Source organism: Nostoc sp. FACHB-280 (assembly GCF_014697615.1).
Classification (GTDB): domain Bacteria; phylum Cyanobacteriota; class Cyanobacteriia; order Cyanobacteriales; family Nostocaceae; genus Nostoc_B.
The window spans coordinates 1-25,159 of record NZ_JACJSD010000019.1 but is presented as its reverse complement, the minus strand read 5'-3'; the positions used below and the strand labels follow the sequence as shown (position 1 = coordinate 25,159).

General features: G+C 41.5%; 23 protein-coding genes, 1 tRNA gene and 1 pseudogene. 15 read left to right on the top strand and 10 right to left on the bottom strand.

Translation table 11 applies throughout. From position 1 onward, the window contains the following. Nucleotides 1–149 precede the first annotated feature (149 nt). From nifJ to H6G75_RS15530, 3 genes are all read left to right on the top strand, one after another. Nucleotides 150–3,698 (top strand): pyruvate:ferredoxin (flavodoxin) oxidoreductase, encoded by a 3,549-nt coding sequence (gene nifJ, locus H6G75_RS15540; RefSeq protein ID WP_190980934.1) that lies wholly within the window; start codon nucleotides 150–152, stop codon nucleotides 3,696–3,698. A 215-nt stretch (nucleotides 3,699–3,913) separates the two neighbouring features. Further along, nucleotides 3,914–4,945, top strand: coding sequence for a dihydroorotate dehydrogenase-like protein (locus H6G75_RS15535; RefSeq protein WP_190980933.1), 1,032 nt, complete (start codon nucleotides 3,914–3,916; stop codon nucleotides 4,943–4,945). A gap of 138 nt (nucleotides 4,946–5,083) precedes the next feature. Next, on the top strand, nucleotides 5,084–6,166 hold the full coding sequence (locus H6G75_RS15530) for an ATP-dependent 6-phosphofructokinase (RefSeq protein ID WP_190980932.1): 1,083 nt from the start codon (nucleotides 5,084–5,086) through the stop codon (nucleotides 6,164–6,166). A 96-nt stretch (nucleotides 6,167–6,262) separates the two neighbouring features. Here H6G75_RS15530 and H6G75_RS15525 read toward each other — a convergent pair whose 3' ends face one another. Beyond that, a complete protein-coding gene (locus H6G75_RS15525; RefSeq protein ID WP_190980931.1) occupies nucleotides 6,263–7,390 on the bottom strand; it encodes a hypothetical protein in 1,128 nt (375 codons plus the stop codon). Between the two features lie 647 nt (nucleotides 7,391–8,037). Here H6G75_RS15525 and cutA point away from each other — a divergent pair. The 5 genes from cutA to H6G75_RS15500 all read left to right on the top strand — a co-directional run bounded on the left by cutA (nucleotide 8,038) and on the right by H6G75_RS15500 (nucleotide 10,693). After that, nucleotides 8,038–8,358, top strand: coding sequence for a divalent-cation tolerance protein CutA (gene cutA / locus H6G75_RS15520; protein WP_190980930.1), 321 nt, complete (start codon nucleotides 8,038–8,040; stop codon nucleotides 8,356–8,358). Between the two features lie 76 nt (nucleotides 8,359–8,434). Continuing rightward, nucleotides 8,435–8,986 (top strand): acireductone dioxygenase, encoded by a 552-nt coding sequence (locus tag H6G75_RS15515; RefSeq protein WP_190980929.1) that lies wholly within the window; start codon nucleotides 8,435–8,437, stop codon nucleotides 8,984–8,986. Between the two features lie 128 nt (nucleotides 8,987–9,114). Beyond that, complete coding sequence (locus tag H6G75_RS15510) at nucleotides 9,115–9,747, top strand: HAD-IB family phosphatase (protein WP_190980928.1); 633 nt, start codon at nucleotides 9,115–9,117, stop codon at nucleotides 9,745–9,747. Continuing rightward, nucleotides 9,735–10,373, top strand: coding sequence for a methylthioribulose 1-phosphate dehydratase (gene mtnB, locus H6G75_RS15505; RefSeq protein ID WP_190980927.1), 639 nt, complete (start codon nucleotides 9,735–9,737; stop codon nucleotides 10,371–10,373). Before H6G75_RS15510 ends, mtnB begins: the two co-directional genes overlap by 13 nt. Before the next feature lie 20 nt (nucleotides 10,374–10,393). Next, complete coding sequence (locus H6G75_RS15500) at nucleotides 10,394–10,693, top strand: putative quinol monooxygenase (protein ID WP_190980926.1); 300 nt, start codon at nucleotides 10,394–10,396, stop codon at nucleotides 10,691–10,693. A gap of 30 nt (nucleotides 10,694–10,723) precedes the next feature. Here H6G75_RS15500 and H6G75_RS15495 read toward each other — a convergent pair whose 3' ends face one another. Together H6G75_RS15495 and glgA are read right to left on the bottom strand one after the other, a co-directional pair. After that, nucleotides 10,724–11,209, bottom strand: a complete 486-nt coding sequence (locus H6G75_RS15495) for a hypothetical protein (protein ID WP_190980925.1) — start codon at nucleotides 11,207–11,209, stop codon at nucleotides 10,724–10,726. 323 nt (nucleotides 11,210–11,532) lie between these two features. Next, complete coding sequence (gene glgA, locus H6G75_RS15490; RefSeq protein WP_190980924.1) at nucleotides 11,533–13,011, bottom strand: glycogen synthase GlgA; 1,479 nt, start codon at nucleotides 13,009–13,011, stop codon at nucleotides 11,533–11,535. A 182-nt stretch (nucleotides 13,012–13,193) separates the two neighbouring features. On the opposite strand from glgA, the gene H6G75_RS15485 reads away from it, so the two are divergent. The 4 genes from H6G75_RS15485 to H6G75_RS15470 all read left to right on the top strand — a co-directional run bounded on the left by H6G75_RS15485 (nucleotide 13,194) and on the right by H6G75_RS15470 (nucleotide 17,436). After that, a complete protein-coding gene (locus H6G75_RS15485) occupies nucleotides 13,194–13,646 on the top strand; it encodes a DUF4365 domain-containing protein (protein WP_190980923.1) in 453 nt (150 codons plus the stop codon). After that, on the top strand, nucleotides 13,618–13,791 hold the full coding sequence (locus H6G75_RS15480) for a hypothetical protein (protein ID WP_190980922.1): 174 nt from the start codon (nucleotides 13,618–13,620) through the stop codon (nucleotides 13,789–13,791). Before H6G75_RS15485 ends, H6G75_RS15480 begins: the two co-directional genes overlap by 29 nt. A 173-nt stretch (nucleotides 13,792–13,964) precedes the next feature. Beyond that, entirely contained in the window at nucleotides 13,965–16,289 is a 2,325-nt protein-coding gene (gene pcrA / locus H6G75_RS15475; protein WP_190980921.1) for a DNA helicase PcrA, read from the top strand. Nucleotides 16,290–16,338: 49 nt separating this feature from the next. Beyond that, nucleotides 16,339–17,436 carry an alkene reductase gene (locus H6G75_RS15470; RefSeq protein ID WP_190980920.1) on the top strand — a complete coding sequence of 366 codons (1,098 nt, stop codon included), beginning with the start codon at nucleotides 16,339–16,341 and terminating at the stop codon, nucleotides 17,434–17,436. A 192-nt stretch (nucleotides 17,437–17,628) separates the two neighbouring features. On the opposite strand, the gene H6G75_RS15465 is transcribed toward H6G75_RS15470, so the two are convergent. From H6G75_RS15465 to H6G75_RS15445, 5 genes are all read right to left on the bottom strand, one after another. Next, on the bottom strand, nucleotides 17,629–17,988 hold the full coding sequence (locus H6G75_RS15465) for a hypothetical protein (RefSeq protein WP_190980919.1): 360 nt from the start codon (nucleotides 17,986–17,988) through the stop codon (nucleotides 17,629–17,631). Nucleotides 17,989–18,354: 366 nt separating this feature from the next. After that, nucleotides 18,355–18,750: a beta-lactamase hydrolase domain-containing protein gene (locus H6G75_RS15460; RefSeq protein ID WP_190980918.1), complete on the bottom strand. Its 396-nt coding sequence runs from the start codon at nucleotides 18,748–18,750 to the stop codon at nucleotides 18,355–18,357. Between the two features lie 50 nt (nucleotides 18,751–18,800). Beyond that, nucleotides 18,801–18,968, bottom strand: a complete 168-nt coding sequence (locus H6G75_RS15455; RefSeq protein WP_190980917.1) for a hypothetical protein — start codon at nucleotides 18,966–18,968, stop codon at nucleotides 18,801–18,803. A 436-nt stretch (nucleotides 18,969–19,404) separates the two neighbouring features. After that, a complete protein-coding gene (locus H6G75_RS15450) occupies nucleotides 19,405–20,022 on the bottom strand; it encodes a GerMN domain-containing protein (protein WP_190980916.1) in 618 nt (205 codons plus the stop codon). A gap of 254 nt (nucleotides 20,023–20,276) precedes the next feature. Then, a complete protein-coding gene (locus H6G75_RS15445; protein ID WP_190980915.1) occupies nucleotides 20,277–20,882 on the bottom strand; it encodes a metal-binding protein in 606 nt (201 codons plus the stop codon). A 106-nt stretch (nucleotides 20,883–20,988) separates the two neighbouring features. On the opposite strand from H6G75_RS15445, the gene H6G75_RS15440 reads away from it, so the two are divergent. Then, nucleotides 20,989–21,061 (top strand) — tRNA-Val (locus H6G75_RS15440). 96 nt (nucleotides 21,062–21,157) lie between these two features. Here the strand turns inward: H6G75_RS15440 and H6G75_RS33935 are convergent. After that, nucleotides 21,158–21,352, bottom strand: a pseudogene (locus H6G75_RS33935) (hypothetical protein); the annotation flags it as partial. Nucleotides 21,353–21,413: 61 nt separating this feature from the next. On the opposite strand from H6G75_RS33935, the gene H6G75_RS33545 reads away from it, so the two are divergent. After that, the gene (locus H6G75_RS33545; protein ID WP_277884094.1) at nucleotides 21,414–21,542 is read left to right on the top strand and encodes a hypothetical protein; all 129 of its coding nucleotides are present in this window, start codon (nucleotides 21,414–21,416) and stop codon (nucleotides 21,540–21,542) included. 320 nt (nucleotides 21,543–21,862) lie between these two features. Continuing rightward, on the top strand, nucleotides 21,863–23,044 hold the full coding sequence (locus H6G75_RS15430) for an FtsW/RodA/SpoVE family cell cycle protein (protein ID WP_190980914.1): 1,182 nt from the start codon (nucleotides 21,863–21,865) through the stop codon (nucleotides 23,042–23,044). A gap of 126 nt (nucleotides 23,045–23,170) precedes the next feature. Here H6G75_RS15430 and H6G75_RS15425 read toward each other — a convergent pair whose 3' ends face one another. Then, nucleotides 23,171–24,796: a hypothetical protein gene (locus H6G75_RS15425; RefSeq protein ID WP_190980913.1), complete on the bottom strand. Its 1,626-nt coding sequence runs from the start codon at nucleotides 24,794–24,796 to the stop codon at nucleotides 23,171–23,173. Between the last annotated feature and the right edge of the window lie 363 nt (nucleotides 24,797–25,159).

Sequence of the window (25,159 nt, the reverse complement as noted above, 5' to 3'; positions counted from 1 at the left end):
ACAGCAAAGTCTAGAAGAAAGAGAAGCTAGGAGCTATAGGTTAGAGATTAGTATTTTTACGCAGTACTTTTAAGCCACTCAACTGATGAGAAACCTATGACTTTCTCTAGTTCCTAGCTTCTTTTCTCAACTCAGGGGAACGGAGCAAAATGAACAACAGAACCTTTGCAACCATTGATGGTAACGAAGCTGTTGCCCAAGTTGTTTATAAACTGAATGAAGTTATCGCCATTTATCCTATTACGCCTTCATCACCGATGGCTGAATGGGCGGATGCTTGGGCGAGTGAAAGTAAACCAAATATTTGGGGAACTGTACCAACAGTGGTGCAGATGCAGAGTGAAGGCGGCGTAGCGGGTGCTGTACATGGTGCTTTACAAACAGGTTCTTTAACAACCACATTCACCGCATCCCAGGGATTATTGTTGATGATCCCGAATATGTACAAAATAGCGGGAGAACTCACACCTACAGTATTTCATATTGCCGCGCGATCGCTCGCCGCCCAAGGTCTATCTATTTTTGGCGACCATAGCGATGTCATGGCTTGTCGTGGGACTGGTTTTGCGATGTTATGCGCCGCCTCTGTGCAAGAAGCTCATGATTTTGCTTTAATTTCTACAAGAGCAAGTTTAGAATCTCGCCTGCCTTTTTTACATTTCTTTGATGGTTTCCGCACTTCCCACGAAGTTGATAAATTAGAACTTTTAGCTGAAGCAAATTTACGCGCCTTCATCCCCAATGAATTAGTATTTGCCCATCGTTCTCGCGCCTTAACTCCCGATAAACCAGTGTTACGGGGTACAGCCCAAAACCCTGATGTTTATTTTCAAGCTAGAGAAACGGTTAATTCTTATTACAATAATTGCCCAGAAATCACCCAAAAAATTATGGATGAGTTCGCCCAAATGACAGGGCGACAATATCAATTATTTGAATATTATGGCGACCCCAGCGCCGAAAGAATTATCGTAATTATGGGTTCTGGTTGCGAAGCCGTCCAAGAAACCGTAGATTATCTCAATGCCCGTGGTGAAAAAGTCGGCGTAGTGAAAGTGCGGCTGTATCGTCCCTTTGATAGTCAAAGATTTATCGCTGCATTACCCCCAACTACTCGCACTATTGCAGTTTTAGACCGCACCAAAGAACCAGGCGCATCTGGTGAACCACTTTATCTGGATGTTGTTACAGCTTTGCATGAAGTTTGGGGTGTAGGGGTGCAGGGGTGTAAGGGTGTAGTGGGCGGAAGATATGGTTTATCTTCCAAAGAATTTACCCCAGCAATGATTAAAGCTGTGTTTGATAATTTGGCAGAGACTACACCAAAGAATCATTTCACTATTGGGATTAACGATGATGTCACCCATACCAGCTTAGATTATGACCCAGAATTTCACATCGAAGCAGATAATATAGTCCGGGCAATTTTCTATGGTTTAGGTTCCGATGGAACTGTGGGCGCAAATAAAAACTCTATCAAAATTATTGGCGAGGAAACTGATAATTACGCCCAAGGTTATTTTGTCTACGACTCGAAAAAATCTGGTTCGGTGACGGTTTCGCATTTGCGTTTCGGTTCTCAACCTATTCACTCTACTTATTTAATTAGCCAAGCCAACTTTGTCGCCTGTCACCAATGGGGATTTTTAGAACAGTTTGATATGTTGACGCATATTATCCCTGGTGGAACTTTCTTATTAAATAGTCCTTATAGCTTAGAAGATGTTTGGCAGAAATTACCGAGATTAGTCCAAACACAAATTATTACAAAACAACTCAAATTTTATGTAATTAATGCTTATAAAGTTGCCCGCGAGGCAGGGATGGGCGGCAGAATAAATACGGTAATGCAAGTATGCTTTTTTGCATTGTCTGGTGTGCTACCACGGGAAGAAGCGATCGCCCAAATCAAGCAATCAATTATCAAATCCTACGGCAAAAAGGGCAATGAAATTGTCCAAATGAACCTCAACGCCGTAGACCGCACCTTAGAGAACCTCTACGAAGTCCCTGTTCCCCAAGGTGTAGATAGTCACATTGAACTGCGCCCACCTGTACCCGATACTGCACCAGCTTTTGTGCGGGAAGTGTTGGGTAAAATGATTGCTAAATGTGGCGATGATTTACCTGTGAGTGCTTTACCTGTGGATGGAACTTACCCCACCGGCACAGCCAAATGGGAAAAACGCAACATTACCCAAGAAATTCCTGTATGGGACACGGATGTCTGCGTACAGTGTGGCAAATGTGTAATGGTATGTCCCCATAGCGTTATCCGCAGCAAGGTTTACGAACCCCAACAACTCGAAAATGCACCGCCAACTTTTAAGAGTACCAATGCCAAAGACCATGATTGGCACGGTTTGAAATATACCATCCAAGTAGCGGCAGAAGATTGTACAGGTTGCGGTATTTGTGTTGATGTATGTCCGGCGAAGAATAAAACCGAAACACGCAAAAAAGCCATCAATATGGAACCGCAACCCCCATTGCGGGAAGCTGAACGGCAAAATTGGGAGTTCTTTTTGAATCTTCCCAACCCTGATAGACGCAACTTGAAGCTAAATCATATCAACCAACAGCAAATGCAAGAACCGCTATTTGAGTTTTCTGGTGCTTGCGGTGGTTGCGGGGAAACTCCCTATATTAAATTAGCAACACAGTTGTTTGGCGATCGCATGATTGTTGCCAACGCCACAGGTTGTTCTTCGATTTATGGCGGTAACTTACCGACCACACCTTGGACACAAAACGCCGAAGGACGAGGCCCGGCTTGGTCTAACAGTCTATTTGAAGATAACGCCGAATTTGGTTTAGGTTTTCGCATTTCCCTTGATAAACAAGCCGAATTCGCCGCCGAATTACTGACTTTACTTGCACCAGTGGTAGGAGAAGAACTAGCAAATAGTATTCTCAACGCTGTGCAGAAAGATGAAGCCGATATTTGCGAACAACGCGATCTCATTGCTATCCTCAAACAAAAGCTAGAAATTATTAATCATCCCAAAGCCAAGGAACTGCTGAGTATTGCTGACTACCTCGTTAAAAAGAGCGTTTGGATGATTGGTGGTGATGGTTGGGCGTATGATATCGGCTTTGGCGGACTAGATCACGTCTTCGCCAGTGGTCGGAATGTGAATATTTTAGTGCTTGACACAGAGGTATATTCCAACACAGGCGGGCAGATGTCCAAATCCACCCCGAAAGCCGCCGTCGCCAAATTTGCGGCTGGTGGAAAACCTGCACCCAAAAAAGACTTAGGCTTAATCGCTATGACTTACGGTAACGTCTACGTTGCGAGTGTGGCGATGGGTGCGAGAGATGAACATACACTCAAAGCCTTTTTAGAAGCTGAGGCTTATCCTGGCACTTCGTTGATTATCGCCTACAGTCATTGCATCGCCCACGGCATCAATTTGAGTCAAGGTATGCAAAATCAAAAAGCCGCCGTAGATTCAGGTAGATGGCTACTGTATAGGTATAACCCCGAACTCCGCAACCTCGGCGAAAATCCCTTACAACTAGATTCCCGCACACCAAAACTATCGATAGAACAATCGATGTATTTAGAAAACCGCTTCAAAATGCTGACCAAAATTAACCCAGAAGCAGCCAAGCGGTTACTCCAAGAAGCCCAAGCCGATGTCAATACTCGATGGCAAACATATCAATATTTAGCAAAAAAGTCTGAAGTTTGAAGTCTGAAATTTCCTACTTCTTACTCCCCACTCCCTAGGGCGTGTTTTCAAACTCTGTGATCCCCCCAACCCCCCTTAAAAAGGGGGGCTAAGAAACTCTTAAAGTCCCCCTTAAAAAGGGGGATTTAGGGGGATCTAAAAAGTTAGGAGGCAAAATTAATAGTTTGAAAACACTCCCCACTCCCTAGCCTCTAGCCCCTAACCCCTTAGATAATATGGACATAACTACAACATACATGGGGTTGCAACTGCGATCGCCCCTTGTCCCCTCATCGTCTCCCATGACGGAAAATATTGATAACATTCAACGGATGGAAGATGCTGGTGCTGGTGCAGTGGTAATGCACTCACTGTTTGAAGAACAGTTAATCTTAGAAAGCTACGAACTGCACCATCACTTAACTTATGGCACAGAAAGTTTTGCTGAATCTCTCACTTATTTTCCTGAACCAGAAAGATTTCGCATCGGCCCAGACGAATATTTAGAACTAATTCACAAAGCTCAGGAAAAAGTCGATATCCCCATTATTGGCAGTTTGAATGGTTCTTCTTTAGATGGCTGGACTGATTACGCTAGGCTGTTAGAACAAGCAGGTATTTCCGCACTAGAATTAAATACTTACTACGTCCAAACTGACACGGAACTTCCAGGAGAAGATATCGAGGAAAGTTACGTCAATATGGTGCGGAACGTCAAAGCCTCGGTGAATGTTCCCGTTGCAGTCAAGCTGAGTCCATACTTTACCAACATGGCTAATTTCGCCCAGCGTTTAGATTATGCTGGGGCTGATGCTTTGGTATTGTTCAATCGGTTTTATCAACCAGATATCAACCTCGAAACCTTGGAAGTGGAACCAAACGTATTGTTAAGCACTCCCCAAGATATCCGCTTACCTCTGCGTTGGATTGCTATTCTCTACGATCGCATTAATGCTGACTTAGCCGCAACTAGTGGGATTCATAACGCTCACGATGTCTTAAAAATGCTGATGGTGGGCGCAAATATTACTATGTTGTGTTCTGTGCTGCTACGTCAAGGTATTAATCACATCCGTTGCATCGAGGAAGAAATGCGCCAATGGATGGAAAAACACGAATACACATCAATCCGACAGTTGCAAGGTAGCATGAGCCAGAAAAATTGCCCAAATCCCAGCGCCTTTGAACGCGCCCAATATATGAAAGCCTTGCGGACTTATAAACCTGAATGGGGGCGGATTTATGAACCATCTTATTATCATGGCTAAAGCCGGGAGTAGGGTACGAGGGTGTACTTCTCTGCGAGACGCTCCGCGAACGACTGCGCTCAGTAACCAGAGTTTAGAGATGTAAGGGAGACATCTAATAACAAAGGACAAATGACCAATGACCAATGACAAATAACTATGAAAAAACGTATTGGTATTCTGACTAGTGGCGGCGACTGTCCGGGTTTGAATTGTGTGATTCGTGCAGTTGTGAGTCATGCCACACTCACCTACGATTGGGAAGTTGTTGGTATTCCTTATGCTACACAAGGTTTATTAGAGCGACAAGCGATCGCACTTAGCGTCCACGGTTGGGATTTGCGCGGTATTGATCCCCTGTTGAATATGGGCGGTACTATTCTCGGCACAATCAATAAAGGTGATACCCTAGCCCGTGCTAAAGAGATGATTGCTGGTTATGCAGAATTAAATTTAGATGCCTTAATTGCCATTGGTGGTGATGGCAGTATGAACATCATCCATCAACTAGCTATTCTGGGCAATTGGAATTTAATTACAATTCCCAAAACTATAGATAATGATGTGGCTTTAACAGAACGAGCGATCGGATTTGATTCGGCTGTGAATACAATAGTCGATGCTCTTAATCGTCTCACATTTACTGCCGCCAGCCACGATCGCGTCATGATTGTCGAAGTGATGGGACGCAGCGCCGGACATTTAGCTTTACATTCCGGTATTGCCGGTGGCGCAGATGTCATATTAATCCCCGAAGTAACTTACACAATTCCCGGTTTATGCCAACATCTCGACGAACTGCGAAATACTTGGCGGCGGAAATTTGCCATTGTTGTGGTTGCGGAAGGTATTTCCCCCTGCGTAGCCGATTTTGGTAACAGTTGCGGTTTAGAACTCAATAGCAAATCCCCATCATCAAAATGTGGGATGGGGCAATATATTGCAGACCAAATCGCTCAATGTACTAACCATGAAGTAGATACACGAGTTTCAGTTTTAGGACATATTCAACGTGGTGGAATTCCTTCTGCTTTAGACAGACTCACAGCTACAGTCTTTGGCAAAGCTGCGGTAGATTTAATCGCGCAAGAAAAATACGACCGGATGGTAGCTTGGCGAAATGGGCAAGTTGTCCCTGTCCCCATTGCTGATGTAGTCGCTAAAAGCCCATCATCCGTAGACCCCGGCAGTTATTTGATACACAGCGCCCGTGCTTTAGGGACGTATGTAGGTGAGTGCTGAGTTATGAGTAAAAGATTCTCTCCCTACTCCCTACTCCCGGTTGGTGAGCGTACTTGTACTGAGCGCAGCCGAAGTAGCCGAACCACTCCCTAGCCTCTAGCCTCTACAAAAACTAAACGTCTGTGTTGGTAGATTCCAACTAGCAGACACACCATTTCCCAAGGGTAAACCATCAGGGTTAAATCGCAGGGCGTGTCCTGGGGCGTTGGGGTTTTCAACTACAGCTAGAGAAGATTTGCCTTGTCCTGTCCAATAGATTTTGCCGTCAGGTGCTAACCTCGGCCCGGAATAGCCAGTTGTATCGCCAATAGGTAAGGTATCAATTTCGGTTTCTATCTCGGTCACTAAATCCATTTGATGTGGTGTGGCGCTCCAACCTTCTAAAGTCTGGTGCTTCCACTGTCCAAACTCCCAATCACCTTTAGCGTAATACAACTTTTTACTATCAGGCGAGAAGGCGCAACAGTAACCAGCCGAACCGCGAATGAGAAAATCACTATGGCTAATTGTACCTGTAGTCCGGTCAACTTTGGCGATCGCAATTCCTAACCCTGCCACACCCAAAGCAACTTTTTGCCAATTGGGACTGAAAATAATCGAACCTTTATGAACTTTTTTACCAACTAAGGGATTCAACCGATTTTCGGGAAAATCAATTGGTGAAGCTACATATTTGCTATTGATGCCATTTTTATCTACTAGGTAGGCACGCACCTCTGTTCTGCCATTAAAAATTATCAGCCAAAAAGCCTCGCCATCGCTATGGGGTACAACACCCAATGCTTCTCCAGGATTATCTTGTCTGCCTGTCAATTTGCGGTTTAGTAAAAGCACTGAACCATTGATACCTTGAGATAAATCCGCAATCGAGTAGTATATCTCTTGATTATTATTGGTAAAGATATAAAATCTGTCAGGATGACCACCAGGCGCGGGTACAATTGCTACTGCTTGCGTTGCTGACCAACTTTTTGCACCCCAAACTCCGTTCTCTAATATTTCATGAGTTTGTCCGTTAAAAATTAATTGACCATCACTATATAACCGCAGTTTACCTGTTAGTGGATCGGTGTAGCTGGCAGTTGCTTCAAAACCTGAACTCTGCCCTACTTGATGAATAATTTTTGGGCGATCGCTACCAAAGTCAATTAAGACTTTTTTCCTCACTCCTGTGTACCAAAATCTGTCTGGGACAGCAAGCCTTGTAATCGGTAGTGCATTCATGGCGAGTTTTCTTGAGCAATTAATTGTCTAATTTAGCTGTCAAAACTATTAAAAATAGCACCTATTAATATCTTGATTTGTAATTAAATTTATGCTTGTTTAAGTATTAATCTTGAGTAATAAATTTAAACTATATAAATTTATTGTGGTTATATTGCACGAACGTAATTAAATACATATATTACAAATTTTAGCAATCCTATTAGTATACATATACAGAGCAATTAAGAAAATCTTAATTATTGCCAAATTTTTATATCAAGTTCTTACCTTGATATTTGCTTGATTTACTTTAGAAAATAACATAGGGTATTATGAATTTTTGTAACTTACTACACAAAACTTAATATTTTCTTGGTGATACTACTTAATATTTTTTACTGAACCATTGATATTTATTAATCAGTCATAAGTCATAAACCTACGCGTTTCTTAGCTGTAAATTTGATTCTCAAAATATAGATGAAAGTTACTTCTTTAGATAGAAGACAGGATTGAAACATAAAATTAAAGGTTTAATAGCCAGTCTTGGTAGCTGACGTAAAAAATCGGAAGATGTTGCTGTAGTTGATTTATTTGCCCATTTAGTTCAAATTTAATTGAGATAAATATTTTGCTAGGTTCTAAAAATCTAATGGGGATGTTCAATGAAGCTGTACTACATCACATTGAATAATACAGATGAAGCGCGACAAATTGGACGCTCATTACTCGAACACAAGTTAGCCGTTTGCGTAAATTGGTTTCCGATTACCTGTGCTTATACCTGGGAAGGAGAAATTACTGAAGAACCAGAAGTAGTACTGATAGTGAAAACTCAAGATGGTTATGGTGCAGAAATTGAAAAGTTAATCCGCCAGCACATAAGCTACACTAACTTTGTTGCAGAGATTTCACCCACAACGGTGAATACTGGGTTTCTTAATTGGTTAAATGCCGAAGTTGATGCGAAAGAGGCTAGAGGTTAGTGGTTAGTATTTTTACTGAGTTTAATTGCTAAAAATTTGACTAGTTAAATTTCTAAAATCCAAAATGGGATGAGCTATGGCGATTTTAAAATTAGAAGATGGCAAAATTCTCACAGATATCAATCACATTGCCCAAGAACTTGCACCTTTAAATATTCAACTTAATCGCTGGGATGTGGGAGAAAATTCAGAGTTACATCATCTACTCACCCAAGATAGCCTCAACGAAGACCAAAAAACCCAAGTACTGGAATTTCTAGATCATTATTTTGAAAAGCTACAACAAATAGCAGGTTATCAATCTCGTGATTTAATTGTGTTGCATCCCGAAATTCCCGACTTGGATGGATTTCTAGCAAAATTTTCCCAAATTCATACCCACGCTGATGATGAGGTACGCTACGTGATTGATGGCGAAGCAGTGTTTGGCTTCGTGCGTCCTGATGATAGCCAAGTCGAACTAACAGTACAACCACAAGAATATATCAACGTACCAGCCGGAACCGAACATTGGTTTTATCTCACCCCCGCGCGACGAGTCAAAGCTGTGCGTTATTTTATCGATACAGCAGGCTGGGTTCCGCAGTATACAGGTAAAGAGATTCGCACCCATCAAGCTGTTGCTTAACAAGGGTAAGGGACTTCCGATTAAAAATATATTATCACTGTGTAGGCACAGAGCAGGGAGCAGGGAGCAGGGGGCAGAGGGAAAAGAGTTTTGTCGGAAAAATCAAATTAATCTAACAGGATGAAACTGTGAAGCGGATTGTTTTTTGCGATTTTGATGGGACAATCACTGTGGAGGAAACCTTTGTGGCGGTACTGAAAAAGTTTGCGCCGGAAGTGGCTGCAAAATTTTTACCAGAAATGTATGCCCAAAGGGTAACGCTGCGGGAGGGAGTCAAAAAAATTTTAGAATCAATTCCATCTTCAGAGTATGGAGAAATTTTAGAATTTACGCGATCGCAATCCATACGTTCTGGATTTGTTGAACTGCTAGATTTTCTAGATTCCCAAAATGTCCCTTTGGTTGTGGTGTCTGGTGGACTGCGGGGAATGGTAGAAGTAGTTTTAGGTGAGATAGCCCAAAGAGTAACAGCTATTCACGCCGTTGATATAGATACTACAGGTGCTTACTTCCAAGTCAATTCTGATTATGAAGGCGGTACAGAACTAGTCGCCAAGGTGCAAGTCATGGCCAAGTATCCCGCTGATGAGACAATTGCCATAGGTGACTCGCTTACAGACTTGAATATGGGTTTACAAGCTTCTGTTGTATTTGCCCGCGATCGCCTAGCATATTACTTAGACCAACATCAAAAACCCTATATTCCCTGGAATACTTTCTTGGATATTCAGGAGTATCTACAGCAATTGTGGAAACTGTGATTGATCCTCGTGCAGAATTGATAACAACAGCCCGTCACTTTTACCAGCAAGGTTGGATGGTAGGCACAGCCGGAAATCTTTCGGTATTATTAAGCGATCGCAGTTTTTGGATTACTGCTAGTGGTGTGTCTAAAGGCGAACTCTCGCACAGTGATTTTGCCCGTGTTTATCCAGATGGAAGAGTAGAAACAGCCGCACCACATTTCAAACCTTCGGCGGAAACAGAGATTCACAAATTAATTTATCACCTGTTTCCTGAAGCCCAAGCCTGCTATCACATCCATTCCATCGAGTCCAACTTAGTGGCGCGTTTTGTAGTGGGAGATAATTTACCTCTACCACCATTAGAAATGCTTAAAGGCTTGGGAGTGAGGGAAGAGAAACCCAGTTGTACAGTACCAATTTTTACTAATCATCTAAAAGTTTCCCAGATTGTGGCGGAGATTAGCGATCACTTTACAGTTAACCCACCTCAGATTCCCGCCTTACTCATCCGTGACCACGGTATCACAGTCTGGGCATCTTCTTTGCAAACAGCCCGTAACTCCATTGAGTTGGTAGACTACATTTTCCGTTACATGGTAGCTGTAAGACAACTGGGACTTGAGAGAGACAATGACTATTAACTATTAACTTGAGGTACAAAATGTCTAATCAAACTCTGCGTGTTGTTGCTCGTCTGATTGCTTTACCTGATAAAGTCGAAGAACTCAAAGCCTTACTACTCAGTATAATCGAGCCTACCAGACAAGAAGCAGGTGTAATTAGTTACGAACTTCTGCAAAACCAATCAGACCCAACAGATTTCACCTTTGTTGAAGAGTGGACTTCTGCGGAAGCCTTAGACACTCATTTAAACTCACCTCATCTCCAAGCAGCATTAGTTAAACTCGAAGGTTTAGTAGCTACTGCACCAGATATTCGTCGCTACAATCTTTTAGCGTAATACCAATCTCCCTTGTCTCCCTCATCCCCTTTATCCACCCACCTTTACACCCGCCACTGAATTAGCCCTCTGTTCTAATTGTTGCGGACTGGTTACATCGAGATACCTAGCAGCCATCTCCGGTGTTAGGAGTTCCAACATCAAACGATTTTCAATCCAAAATTCCACCACATCAAAAACCCCATTACGGCTACAAGCAAGCACTCGCCAACCTTCCCGTGCGCCAATGCGCTCAATTTCCTCTATGTTGAGGGGAACAGAAATTGCTGCATGAACTGATGTGTAATTTGCCGGATGCTCATTCATCTGAAATCCAGCTTGTCCTTGCCATACATCAGGGATAATCTCACTACCCAAGGGATAAAACTCAATTCCTGTACCAAATTCATCCCCCACAAACATCATATATCCACCGGGATTAGGTGAAAATGGTGCTACTCGACCGTGCATAATTTCTGCCATAACATTAGCTACGTGCTGAGGATTTTTGACAGAAATGGAAATATGGTGGAGCATAGTTACCTCTCAAAATATGAATCAAACCTTATATTTTGATTTATAGCTTGTGTAGAAATTCTGACATCTATCCTAAGAGATCCAATTAGCTAAAGAGTAACTTTGACATTTCACGTTATATAAAAAATTGTTAACAAGACAAATTTAGAATCTCCAGAAAACCTCGCCAATCAGCGACAAATATTTATCAAGTTATATGTTGATATGTATAAATTAGTAAAGGTGCGATCGCAACAGCAAAACGCACCTTTTAATATCAAAACTGTCTTAAATTAAACCAAGATAAACCCATTTATCAGAGTAAAGAATTTCATCAAGCTAACTTACCAAGGATGTCTAATCCACTCGTAAATCTTTAAGTAATCTGCTCCCGGAATATTCCATGAGTAGTCATATTTCATCCCCTGAATTGCTAATTGGCGGAACTCATCAGGTGACTGATACCACAAATCAATTGCGCGATTCATCGCCGATTCTAAAGCTTGATTATCTGTTTGATAAAATACATAGCCATTGCGTTTTTCTGGTGGCAGATTTTGGTCATAATCTCTATCAAATACCGTATTTACTAACCCACCAACACCACGTACAATTGGCACTGTGCCGTATTTTAAACCAATCATCTGAGTTAACCCGCAGGGTTCGTAATTGCTGGGAACCACAATCATATCTGCCCCTGCATAAATTAGGTGGGATAATTCTTCATTAAATCCCAATTCTAAATGCACATCGGGGTGACTATTTAAAAATGCTTTTTCATGGCGGAAATGAGCATTGATTCCTGCTTCTGTGGCTGAACCTAGTAATACAAATTGTGCGCCTTTATTGAGTGCATGATAAATTGCATGATGTACTAAATGTACACCTTTTTGATTATCTAACCGACCAATATAAGCAATGATTGGTTTATCGGCGGCATCAAGTAAGAGCCTTTCGCGTAAAGCCTTTTTGTTATATATTTTTTGTTCAAAATCTTCGTAGGTATAGTTATTGGGAATGTAACGGTCAACTTCAGGATTCCAAAAATCGTAATCTATACCGTTAAGTACTCCACTAAATTTATCTTGATTTAAATGCAGTGTATGACCTAAACCACAACCCACTTCTGTATAACGTGCTTCTTCAGCATGGTTGGGGGAAACTGTAGTGACTGCATTGGCGTAAACAATACCCCCTTTCATGTAATTCAAGGCAAAGGGGTTGAAGTTGTCGCGTAGCTTATCATATTGGAAATAGTAAGCTGCTCGATTTAAACCTGTAGCCGCCAGTGTTTCTTCACCACCTATTCCTTGATGCTTAAAGTTATGGATGGTGTAGCAAGCTCGCTGATATTCCATACCATTGTATTTGTAAATCTCAGCCAGCAAAACAGGAATTAAGCCTGTTTGCCAATCATGACAATGGATAATATCAGGTCGCTTGTTACTTTGATTTAAAAATTCTAAAGCGGCTTTGCTAAAGAAGGCAAAGCGCATATTGTCATCATCGCAACCGTAATAACAGCCGCGATTAAAGAAATTGTCTTCGGAGTGGGGTTGAATAAAGAAGCACAACCTACCATGCACCCATCCGCAATATACAGAACAGTGGACTGCTGCGCCATACCAGGGTACCCACAAGTCTTTGTAGGCATCATGCAGACCCCAAATATGGTCGTAGCGCATACAATCATACATGGGCAGAATAATCTCAACGCAATTGCCCCTGCCTTCTAATTCCCTACTCAGTCCGTAGACAACATCCCCTAAACCGCCTGCTTTAATTACAGGAGCGCATTCCGAGGCAATCTGTACTATGTACATTCCTAGTCCTCGCTATACAAAAATTTATATTAACTATACTGTTCAGTATATGCAATATGTACTCATTGACAAGTAAGTAAGCCAATGTTAATCACGAAAGCTTAATACAAGTGGTAGAGATTTGGGATGCTTCATCTGCTGCAATACTTATACTGAGGAGATTCGAGGGGTGTGGAATTTAAATGAATCACAATCTACAAGATTTTATTGCTGAACGCGCCGAATATCTTGCAGTTATGTACCTGACTCGTCGCAATGATTTAGTGACTGAAAGGATGAAGTCGGCTGATTATGGCTTTGATATTCTTGTAACGATACTAAGAGATAACCTGCCGACTGGAAGAGTTTTTGGTGTGGAAGTTAAAGCACAAGACACAGCTATCAGCAATTTACAAGAGATTTCACAATCTATTACCCAAAAAACAACTGAATATCTTCATAATGTGCCTTTTACCCTATGTTTATTGCTGTTTACGATAGAGGATGACCAGGGATATTACAAATGGTTAAACCATGTTATTGTTGACTCTAACCAAGTATATTTACAATGGCATTCTCTAGATGAGAATGGAATTAGACAAATTGTTGACGATGTAAACGCTTGGTATGACGCTAAGAGCCATTTTGCTGCATAAAATCTTGCGCCAACAGAAAAATTTAGTAGTTAAACCTAAAACCTGTAGGCGCTACTCACTAGAAGAACTGGTACAAGAAATCAACCAAGATAATCTACACACTGAAGTTGATAGTGGATTAAATGTGGGGAATGAATACTGGTAGTACAAGAATAATTAAGATGGCGTGAAGTACACCATTTAGTTCTCTAAGCTAGGTAGAGAAATTACTTCTGAATTCTGCTGTAATTATACGATCGCTCCAAATAAAAACTTGACAGGTGACACTGCTAAAATACCTTATGACTAGCAGCGACTCACCAGCACACCTCACAAGCCATGACTACTACTATTGACTTTCTCAGTCACCTTAACCCTAGCCAACGTCAAGCCGTAGAACACTATTGTGGCCCGTTGTTAGTTGTGGCTGGCGCTGGTTCCGGGAAAACACGCGCTTTGACTTATCGCATCGCTAACTTGATTCTCAAACACCGTGTAAACCCTGAAAATATCTTGGCGGTGACTTTCACCAACAAAGCCGCAAGGGAAATGAAGGAACGCATTCAAAAGCTGTTTGCGGAACAATTGGCGATGACGCAACATGGTACAAGATTTGAGTTATTACCAGAACACGAACAAACCAAACTGCGATCGCAAGTTTACCGCACAACCATCAAAGATTTGTGGTGCGGCACTTTCCACAGTTTATTTTCACGGATTTTGCGCTTTGATATCGAAAAATATCAAGATGAAAAGGGGCGCAAATGGAATCGGAATTTCTCAATTTTTGATGAATCAGATGCCCAATCTTTAGTTAAAGAAATCGTCACCAAACAATTAAACCTCGACGATAAAAAGTTTGAACCGCGTTCTGTCCGCTACGCCATCAGTAACGCTAAAAACCAAGGCTTATCACCCCAAGACTTTGAAAAAGAACAACCAAATTATCGCGGACGAGTAATTGCTCAAGTCTACAGTTCCTATCAAGATAAACTAGCAGAAAATAACGCCCTTGATTTTGATGATTTAATTCTTGTCCCCACTAAGTTATTTCAACAAAACGAGCAAGTCTTAGGCTATTGGCATCGCAAATTCTGTCATATTTTAGTCGATGAATATCAAGATACCAACCGCACACAATATGATTTGATTCGGTTGTTAGTTACCAATGGGGAAGACAGAAAAAGTGAATGGAATTGGCAAAATCGCTCAGTATTTGTAGTAGGCGATGCTGACCAATCAATTTATAGTTTCCGCATGGCAGATTTTACCATTTTGCTGGAGTTTCAAAATGATTTCGGTGATGGTTTACCGGATGAAGATACGCGCACAATGGTGAAGTTAGAAGAAAACTATCGCTCTTGTGAAAATATCTTACAAGCAGCCAATGAATTAATTGAAAATAACACGCAACGCATTGATAAAGTCCTCAAGCCAACGCGGGGAAGTGGCGAACAAATTTATTGTCATAAAGCCGATGATGAACTAGCCGAAGCAGATTTTGTGATTCGGCAAATTCGCACCTTAGAAAATCAACATCCCGAATTAAATTGGGGTAGTTTTGCCATTCTTTATCGCACTAACGCTCAATCTCGCCCCTTTGAAGAATTGTTGGTGAGGAATCAAATTCCTTACACAGTTGTGGGTGGGATGAAATTTTATGACCGCAAAGAAATTAAAGATGTGATAGCTTATCTCAGAGCGATCGCTAACCCTGCTGATACAGTGAGTTTATTGCGAGTGATTAACACTCCCCGACGGGGAATCGGTAAAGCCACTATTGATAATTTAATTAACGCCTCACAGCAATTAGGGCTTAACTTGTGGGAAATTCTCAGCGATGAAACCTCTGTCAATACATTAGCGGGGCGTTCGGCAAAATCGGTGAATAATTTCGCCCAAATGATTAGCCGCTATCAAGAACAAGTCGCTACAGTTCCAGTTTCGCAAATTGTTATGGGTTTATTAGAAGAATCTGGTTACGTCCAAGACTTGCAAAGCCAAGGTACAGATGAAGCAGAAGACAGAATCCAAAACGTGCAGGAACTTTATAACGCCGTCTTACAATTTCAAGAAGAAAATGAGGATGTTTCCTTAACAGCCTTTTTGCAAAGTACCGCCTTAAGTTCTGATTTGGATAATTTAAAAGAGGGACAAACAGCCGTTTCGTTGATGACTCTGCACGCCTCTAAAGGATTGGAGTTTCCCGTAGTATTTTTAGTAGGGTTAGAACAAGGGTTATTTCCTAACTACCGTTCCATGAACGACCCCGCCTCTTTAGAAGAAGAACGCCGCTTGTGTTATGTAGGCATTACCCGCGCCCAAGAAAGGTTACATTTATCCTTCGCTCGCGAACGCCGTTTATATGGTTCAAGAGAACCCGCATTGCGATCGCAATTTCTGGACGAATTACCCCCAGAGTTATTAACTAGCCAAAGTAAAATTCGTCAAAATTATTCTCGAACTGCTGCAACAAATAACGGACAGCAAGAAGGATCTCACAATTGGCAAGTAGGAGATAAAGTTTTACATAAAACTTTTGGAATTGGAGAAATAACTCACGTTTTCGGTTCAGGAAATAAAATATCTGTAGCGATTAAATTTGCTAGTTTAGGGCAGAAAATTATTGACCCCAGAGTAGCACAGTTGCAAAAAGTTAATTAGCACCTAGCCCCGCCGTCAGAGTACGCCCTAGTTCTATAAGAGGAAAAATATGCCAGAAAAATCAGGACTTTTTACACCCATTAGACTAGGTTCGCTTGACCTTCCCAACCGGATCATCATGTCTCCCCTGACCAGACTCCGGGCTACTACTGACTGTGTACCTACCCCCTTAATGGTTGAATACTACACTCAGAGAGCTTCAGCCGGACTCATTATTACGGAAGGCACGCATCCGAGTCCAATGGGGCGAGGCTACACCACCTGTCCTGGGCTGCACAACGAAAAGCAGGTTGAAGGCTGGCGAAAAGTTACAGATGCGGTTCATGCTGCTGGCGGTCGGATATTTGTACAACTGATGCACGCTGGACGGGTATCACACTCCTCCCTATTACCTAACAATGCCCTACCGATTGCACCTTCGGCTATCCCAGTGGTGTCTGAAGAAATTCACATTTGGAATGGCAAAGTCCCTTTCGAGACACCCCGTGCTTTAGAGTTGGACGAAATACCCAAAATAGTTGAAGAGTACCGCACAGCAGCAGAACTCTCGATTAAAGCAGGTTTTGATGGTGTGGAACTTCATGCTGCAACTGGATACCTCCCAAACCAGTTTCAAGTCAGTGGCTCAAACCAACGCACAGATGCCTATGGTGGCACATTGGAAAATCGAACTCGCTTCACACTCGAAGTAGTCAATGCTCTGTGTAGCGTTCGGGGAGCAGAACAGATTGGGGTCAAGATTGCCCCTGGTTTCACAGTCAACGACACATTTGATGATCATCCTGCCGAAACTTACACTTATGTAGCAAAAACACTCAGTCCACTGGGTTTGGCATACTTACACGTTGGCTATGACCGAGGTTATGCCAGAGGAACTGCACCGAACTTTAACCCCATTGATCTCATACGTAGCGTTTATCAAGGAACACTGCTGGCAGTGGGTGGATTTGATCGACAACAGGCTGATGTAGCAATTACAAGCGGACGGGCTGATGCCATAGTTTTTGGGCGCTCATTCATCTCTAACCCTGACTTAGTAGAGCGGCTAAGGCTCAATGCTCCTTTGACCGAAGGTGATGTCAGGGGGTTCTATGGTGGTGATGAACATGGTTACACAGACTATCAAACTCTGTCGCAACTCCATTGAGCAGCATAATATCGTGTCCGCTAAAAGACTTATCATAAAGACCGCAGGGGGCAGCACCTCGGCTCCGCTCGGCGACCGGGAGCAGGGGGAGAAAGAGTTTTGTCTATTTGAAAGCTTGAATGCCAGGAATAGTAAGACTTTTCCTCCTGCCTGGTTGGTGAGCGAAGCCGAACCACTGCCTTCTGCTATATATCAACCAAACCAATGAGATGCGGACAAACCTGGATCAACTGCTTCTGGAATGTAGCGATGAAGATTCTGTGCTTGTTCACCTAGAATTTTTTCAACACCTTGGCGAATAATTGATTCTATGTGCAGTGTGCTTTCTAAAGAACGACACAGAGATTCTGAACAAAGAAATTTTGGTTTTTCTACCTCATCAACTGTGATGTATTGATTGGGAATTCTACTTAAAATATAAGCAATGAGATTTTGCCGCATATCAGGATTAGCAAAGGCTTCCTGATAAGGATGATGAGGGTAAGTTTCTAAAATAGTCTCAAGTTCTTGAAGAACTAATCTTATTGTCAGATTCAATAGAGTTTTAGTCATTTTAAATCGCCTCTCTTCAATGTATCTTTATTATGATTAGTCACCAATTGATAATGGTGCTTTTATAAATTACCAAGAAGAATTTATACTAAAATTACAGTCAAAAACGTAGGACTCATATTTAATTTCTAAAAAAAATCAGTAACCTGAGTCTAGATTTATTTTCTGTTGTCGGCATACACAAGTAATCTCGTGTCCAGTAAAAGATAATTATTCAGAACGCAGGGGAAGCAACACCTCAACTTCGCTCGGTGAGCAGAGGCAGAGGAGAGGTTTTTACGTTTCTGCACAACTTGTCGGAATCACCACTGATGACCCATGATATAAAATCAATCAGAAATTAAACTAGATTCCTATATAAAATTTTCAGCAGTGAGACGAAATTAAGCCTAAATTGATAGTTTGTTGGAGAGCTTTTTCAAAAGTGACTCCTTGTTTAGTAGCAATATATAAAAGTACGATTGCTGCTGAACGGATGGAATCATCACAATGAATTAAAGTTGGTTTTGGCGATTTGTTGATGACTTGAAAGATATCAAGTGCTGCTTGATGATTAATTTCTCCAAGATTGGTAGGAAAATTAATATACTGTAATCCTAACAACTCAACTTTTTCTTTTTCATTGTCTAGTGAGCTTGTTTCATCTGGCGATCGCAAATTAATTACAGACTGGTAGCCTTCCTCAGCCAATTGCTTTAACTGAACTAAGCTAATTTGTCCTGCGATCGCTAATTCATCGTTAATTTTCCTAACAGTAATCATGTTCGCCGCCTTACTTGAGTCGGGCGACTGAGTAAGTCGCCCATTTATCTTTAATGCCTACGTTTATTGTTAGCAATGTCACCTTCAAATGGTTGAACTCCAGTTTCTGGGTAGTTATCATCTCTGGGGCTAAAAATTCTACTAGCTGCACTTGAAATATAGGTGATAACTTGAGCCGTACCATCTGTAATTGTTTTGATGATTTTGCTAAGAGACATAAATATTTCTCCTATTTGGTGTTGATGTGAAAAACTTGAGTAAATGCTTTATTTAAATGAGTTTCAGAATTCAGAAAAAATATTTGAGACACTTGAATCTTATGAAAGTTATCCTCGCTAATTCTGACTTTTAGATGATTTAATCTTAGTTAGCCTCATTTTTTATGGATAAACATCTCTCTAATAGGGTAATTATGTCAGAATTGCCGCCTTTCTCTAAAAATTGAATGGTGTCATAATTCCAGCTTTGCTCTAATTCCTCACATATATGGTAAAGTTGCCAAAACTTAAAAGGGTTCAACAATGTCCTATCCTGCAAAAGTGGTTGGTTAAGAAAATGCCATAAAACAATACAATTCTTCAGTAAAAAATTATGACTTTTCGACATGGTAGTGCAGTTTGAGATATAGAAAAAACAGAACAGCAAATAAAACAATCAAGAAATTGAAAAATCTTCGGTAAATTGTTGCCTTGTAATTGGTTGTCGCAAAATTAGCCCTTCACCACCAAGTGGATGATCTGTATCGATTGGTTTACCTGCAACAGAGACATAAACCTTAGCAGTTGGGTCAATACTAGTAGCAGTATAGACAACCTGTGCTAAACGATAAGCCATTGAAGTACTGCCACCACCCTGACTAAATTCTGGCGATAGATTGACATAAATTCCTGTCTTAGTAACTCGCACATCTAATATCTTTGTACCTGATGGAATTGTTGTACTTAACTCAGCAATTTTAGGAGTTGTTAATAGATGAGTGAAGGCTAATTTTAAAGCTTCTTCTGAGGTTACGCCGACTTTTACCTCTACAGGTTGAGGTACTAGGTGAATTTGGTTGTTATCAAATTTTAACCAGTAGGTTTGTGGTTGTATTTCTTCTACATTTTTGGGTGCAGATTTTGAGGCAATAATGACTGCTGAATTATTCACTTGAGTTGTGGGATTAGTCATTTGCCAAGTCAACCAAGCAGTTCCTCCTGATACCGCCAAAATAACCAGTGCATAACCTGCGATCGCTTCTCGATATACTGGATAGTTGCGTTGGGTTTTCATAACGAACTCCTGTAAATCTTCTGAGTGTGAACAAACATCCGAAAGCATTTATGCTGATGTTTGGTCTGATTGACTATGAGATGGAGTTAACCAACTAAAGGCGATCGCTAGTTACCTACACTTTTAATTTAGAAGAACAATTTGAGGAACTTGTGAGGGAGTTTCATTATTAAAACTGACGCATAAAAACAAATAATCGCTCAGTCTCCATCTAGAATTGCTAAAAGGCTTGTGGTATTACTATTCTTTACTTTTTACTTTTGCCTTTTTGTATTAGTTCTAGGTGGTGACTGACGAACACGGCGTGATACTTTACGTTTTTTAACTTTGCTAGAGGCAAGTAAACCGCTAATTCCCTGCTTTTGCATCCGCTTATATGCGGAACCACACCAATCACTTAAAGAGTGACTCATTGCACCGAGTTCTAAACCAAGAAACAGGGCAAGATATTCTGTACCATAGCCAACCAACGATTTTTGGATATTTTCACCCAAAGCTGACCAATTAAATGTTGTGTTTCCCAGTTTTTCCAAAATTACCAAAATTATCAATGCTGCGATCGCCAACAAGCAGGAAAGATAAATGACTCGCAGCGTTGTCCCAATAATCGGCCCATGCGATAAAAAAGAACGATGACGCAGGCTTTTTTGATAAGGTAGCCAAATCCAGCGCAAAAAACCCCAGCGTTGATATTGCCGAGAGTAAATATCTAAGTCAGGGCCAAACATCAAACCGCCAAACATAAACCCACCAGCCACCAGCAAAGTCACGCTGCTACTGCGGGTCTGCCAAAAAGCCACACCCGCCACCAACGGCAAAGCCCACAGAGTAATGCGATCGTGCGTTCGACCAGAGGGCATTTCAAGGTTCTCAAAAATATTCAAAAAATTTTTCTCAAAAATACTAGCGCGATTCAAAATATTTTGCTATATTATTTAATTGTGAGCGCAAACAGAAAGCGCAAACGGGCGGTTAGCTCAGTTGGTAGAGCGCCTGCCTTACAAGCAGGATGTCATCAGTTCGAGTCTGGTACTGCCCATTTTATACGAAATATGTCATTAATTATGACGTATATGTTTACACATAAGCTTGCCTTAATGGTAAGCTTATGTTTTTAATAAAAGGCAGCAAAGTGATATTTACTTTCCGGGTCGATGAAATTATCTAATTCTGCCTTACCTTGAGCATCATCCCCAGTAATTCGCCTAATGTAGTGGTTGTTCTCAGCCACAAAATCAGTGTTTTCCTTCACCAATGCTATCCGCACTCATTCTCCGTGGTCAGTCTTCTCACAAACAACAATAGTTTTGGCAAAGCGATCGCTTGATTTAAATAATACCAATTTGAAAAGAGAACGCGACAGATAAATACAAGATTGGTTAGAAAAAAATTTGGGTGTGCAAGCCGAGTATGCAGCTGTACATCATCTGGTACGTTACAGGCTCAAAGCCAAGCTGAAAGTTCCACGTCCGCATAACCGAAAACAGGGCAACGCGATCGCAAATTTAGTAGTGATTTAACTTATGTATTAAACACTTGGCAACAGTCCCAAATAGTTTTCGAGTACAAGCGACTTGCCGAGCAATATCCGGTTCAACCGCTAAAAATTTGGGCATTTCCTGGGTTAGGAATCTAGGTTAAATTAATAGCTCATCTACACATACGACGGAATCCTACAGGTGGTTTTGGTGAATTTATACCTTCCGCACGCATCTAGTGGTTAAGCGAAAATATTCACCGTAATTTCCGTGAATGATTGCTGGTGTCAAGACAAATTTGAGTTATAAGTTATAAGTTATGAGTTTATACCTTAACTTTTAAGCATTACCTGTACTGAATCGTGAATCTAACTCGACTGATTCCCATTTTTGATAATTCTGTTACTAGCTGGGCTGTAGAGGCGCGGCTGTTGCGTTGGTTAACCTTGATTTGGTTATTTTTTGGGTTAATTGTGTTGTATTCAGCATCTTACCCAGTTGCCGACGCACGTCAAGGTGACGGCTTATATTATTTCAAACGTCAGATTATCTGGGTGTTAGTTTCGCTAATTGCCTTTAACTTTATTGTGAATCTGCCGTTACGCAAAATTTTGCGGGTATCCCATTGGTTTTTAGGACTGTTTTTACTGTTAATTTTCGTGACTCTTGTCCCAGGGTTAGGTAAAAAAGCGTTTGATGCAGCGCGTTGGATAGCCCTTGGCCCCATTCCCATTCAACCATCAGAATTAATCAAACCTTTTTTAGTGTTGCAAAGTGCCAGACTGTTTGGACAATGGGAACAAATACCTTGGCGAGTGCGCTTGACTTGGCTAGTAATTTTTGGGTTGGTACTTTTGGGAATTCTTGCCCAACCTAACTTGAGTACAACTGCACTTTGCGGTATGACAATTTGGCTAATTGCCTTAGCAGCTGGACTACCTTATAAATATTTAGCTGGCACAGCAATAGGCGGAGTATTATTAGCTGTACTCAGTATTAGCATTAAAGAATATCAGCGCAAGCGGGTAATGTCTTTTCTCAACCCCTGGGCAGATGCCACAGGCGATGGCTATCAGTTAGTTCAAAGTTTACTTGCTGTTGGTTCTGGTCAAACTTGGGGCGCTGGTTATGGCTTTTCGCAACAAAAACAATTTTTCCTACCCATTCAAGATACCGACTTTATTTTTGCTGTTTTCGCTGAAGAGTTTGGTTTTGCGGGTGGTGTCGCCCTGCTGCTGATGTTAGCAGTGTTTACCACTTTAGGATTAATTGTGGCAATGAAAGCCAAAAATCCAATTAATCGCTTAGTGGCGATCGGTGTCACAATTGTCATGATTGGGCAATCTTTATTACATATTGCCGTTGCGACAGGCGCTTTACCAACTACAGGCTTACCTTTACCGATGTTTAGTTACGGTGGTAATTCGATGATTGCCAGTTTAGTTGCTTCTGCCTTACTAATTCGGGTAGCCAGGGAAAGTAACGAAGCTGAAGTTGTACCTTTACACAGAACTCCGTCGCGGCGAAAGTTGTATAACAGGTGATAGGTTATGGGTGACAGGTTACAGGGTGATGGTTTAGGTTTCGTTATCTGTTACTAAGCTTGCCAAGATTCGCCATCATGATTGATTGAATATCTCAGAGTAGGTGCGATCGCACCTACTTCTTTTTTACAAGTTCTCTACTTTTAACTGCGTGTCTGTGTTTTGCCATGCGGTGATAAATTCAGTCTGCGTCACTTTGGCTGCATCATCTTTACCTTGGGCTTGTAAACTTGCTTGTAAACCAAACAAAGACCTTCCATTATGGGGATACTTTTCTAAATCAGCACGAAACACTTTCTCAGCTGTAGCATAATCACCCTTGGCTAACAGCACACCCCCTAATGCTTCCCTTGTAGGAAAATACCAATCTGGTGGTTCTACATAATCAAGGGCATCTTCCGCTACTACTGCTTGTTCTAAGTATCTAATTGCCGAGTCATAGTTATGGTTAGCTTTGGCAATTTTGCCTTCCAGAACTTTTTGCGCGATATAAAGAATGCGATTAGCCGGAGTAAACCCAATAGTCACCCCAGACGGAAGTTTTTGGATGGCAACTTGTAAGGCGCTGCTTTCATCCGTCGCACTTTGCAGATTGCCTGTAGCTGTATAAGCTAAACCTTGGGTAAAATGCCAAAGTGCTGTGGTTGTCGGTAAAGTCGCATCTGGTGGCGGAGTGTGTAAAATTGCGTCCCAATCATTAAACCTAGCTTGGATCAGCATTTTACTGCCCAAAAATCCCTCGACCATAGGTATATGAGAACCGAGAGAATTAGCATGGGCAATTAATTTATCAGCAGCTTGGAGTGCATCTTGATATCTACCCGCCATACTACTAGCCACCATGAGAAAATGTATATTGTGGCTAAAGTACATTTGGGCATAAAATCCCTGAATTTTATTTTTACTAATATAGGCAGCATCCTCAGTGATCGCTTGTGCATTTGACCGCATTGCCCCTTGATAATCTCCCACACGAAAATAAATATGGCTAGGCATGTGTACCAAATGTCCAGCAGCAGGAACAAGATTTTCCAAACGTTTCGCACTGGCGAGGGCAAGTTCTGGATGCAGTGAAGCTTCCACCGCATGAATATAGTAGTGATTTGCCCCCGGATGATTAGGATTTCGTTGCAAGACCGATTCTAAAACCGCCACAATTTCTTTTGTATCTGCTTGCGGTTGACCATCATGTGTCCAAAGTTGCCACGGATGTAAATCCATCAAACTTTCTGCAAACAAAGTTGCTGCATCCAAATCATCAGGATATTTTTGGGTGAGATTTGCCATTGCTTGGGCATATTTCACTTGTAATTGCGGCAAATCTGCATCAGGATTGGCAGCATAACGCTTTGCCAAAGCCGCAATATAATCTTGTTCTAGAACTGGCGCTTTTTCTGCAAGTGTCAAAGCTTGTTGTATTGCGTGATATGCTGTTTGTTCTTTTTCAGTCGTGATGACTGCGTTGATATTCGGCCCTAAAGCCAAAGCAATACCCCAATAAGCCATCGCCATTTTTGGGTCAAGTTCCGCCGCATGTTCAAAAGAACGCACCGCTTCATCATGATTAAAGCCGTAAACTAAATTTAATCCCTGGTCAAAAAACTTTTGTGCTTCCGGATTTTGGGTGGAAACTGGATGATGATAAGTCCCCAAGCCAGGAATTAGGTTATATGAGGGTTTTGCTTCTGCAAGTACCTCACTAGGAAAGATTAACGTTAGTATGAGTACCCAAACTATAAATAAGTACCTCATAGCAAGATTCCCATTTTTCTAGATTATTGATATATGGTGAGTAGCTAGGCGCAATTAAATATAAAACGCTCATACCAATTCTATTTGAGGTTGCATTTAATCCTTATATCTCTTCTTTCTTTGTGTCCTACCCTTCGGGAAGCCGCTATCGCGTCTATGCGCCCTTTGTGGTTCGTTCTTTAATTCAGTGCATCTTCATACAGAATTGGTATCAAGAGCATATCCATCCTTAAGGATTCTGGCTTCAATGCCATCAATAATTGCCATCGCTAAATCATAATTATTATCAAACATCTGTCCAGCAATTTCATGAGTCTTCAATTGATGCCATTCCTCCTCAATTCGATTCATTTGAGAACAATA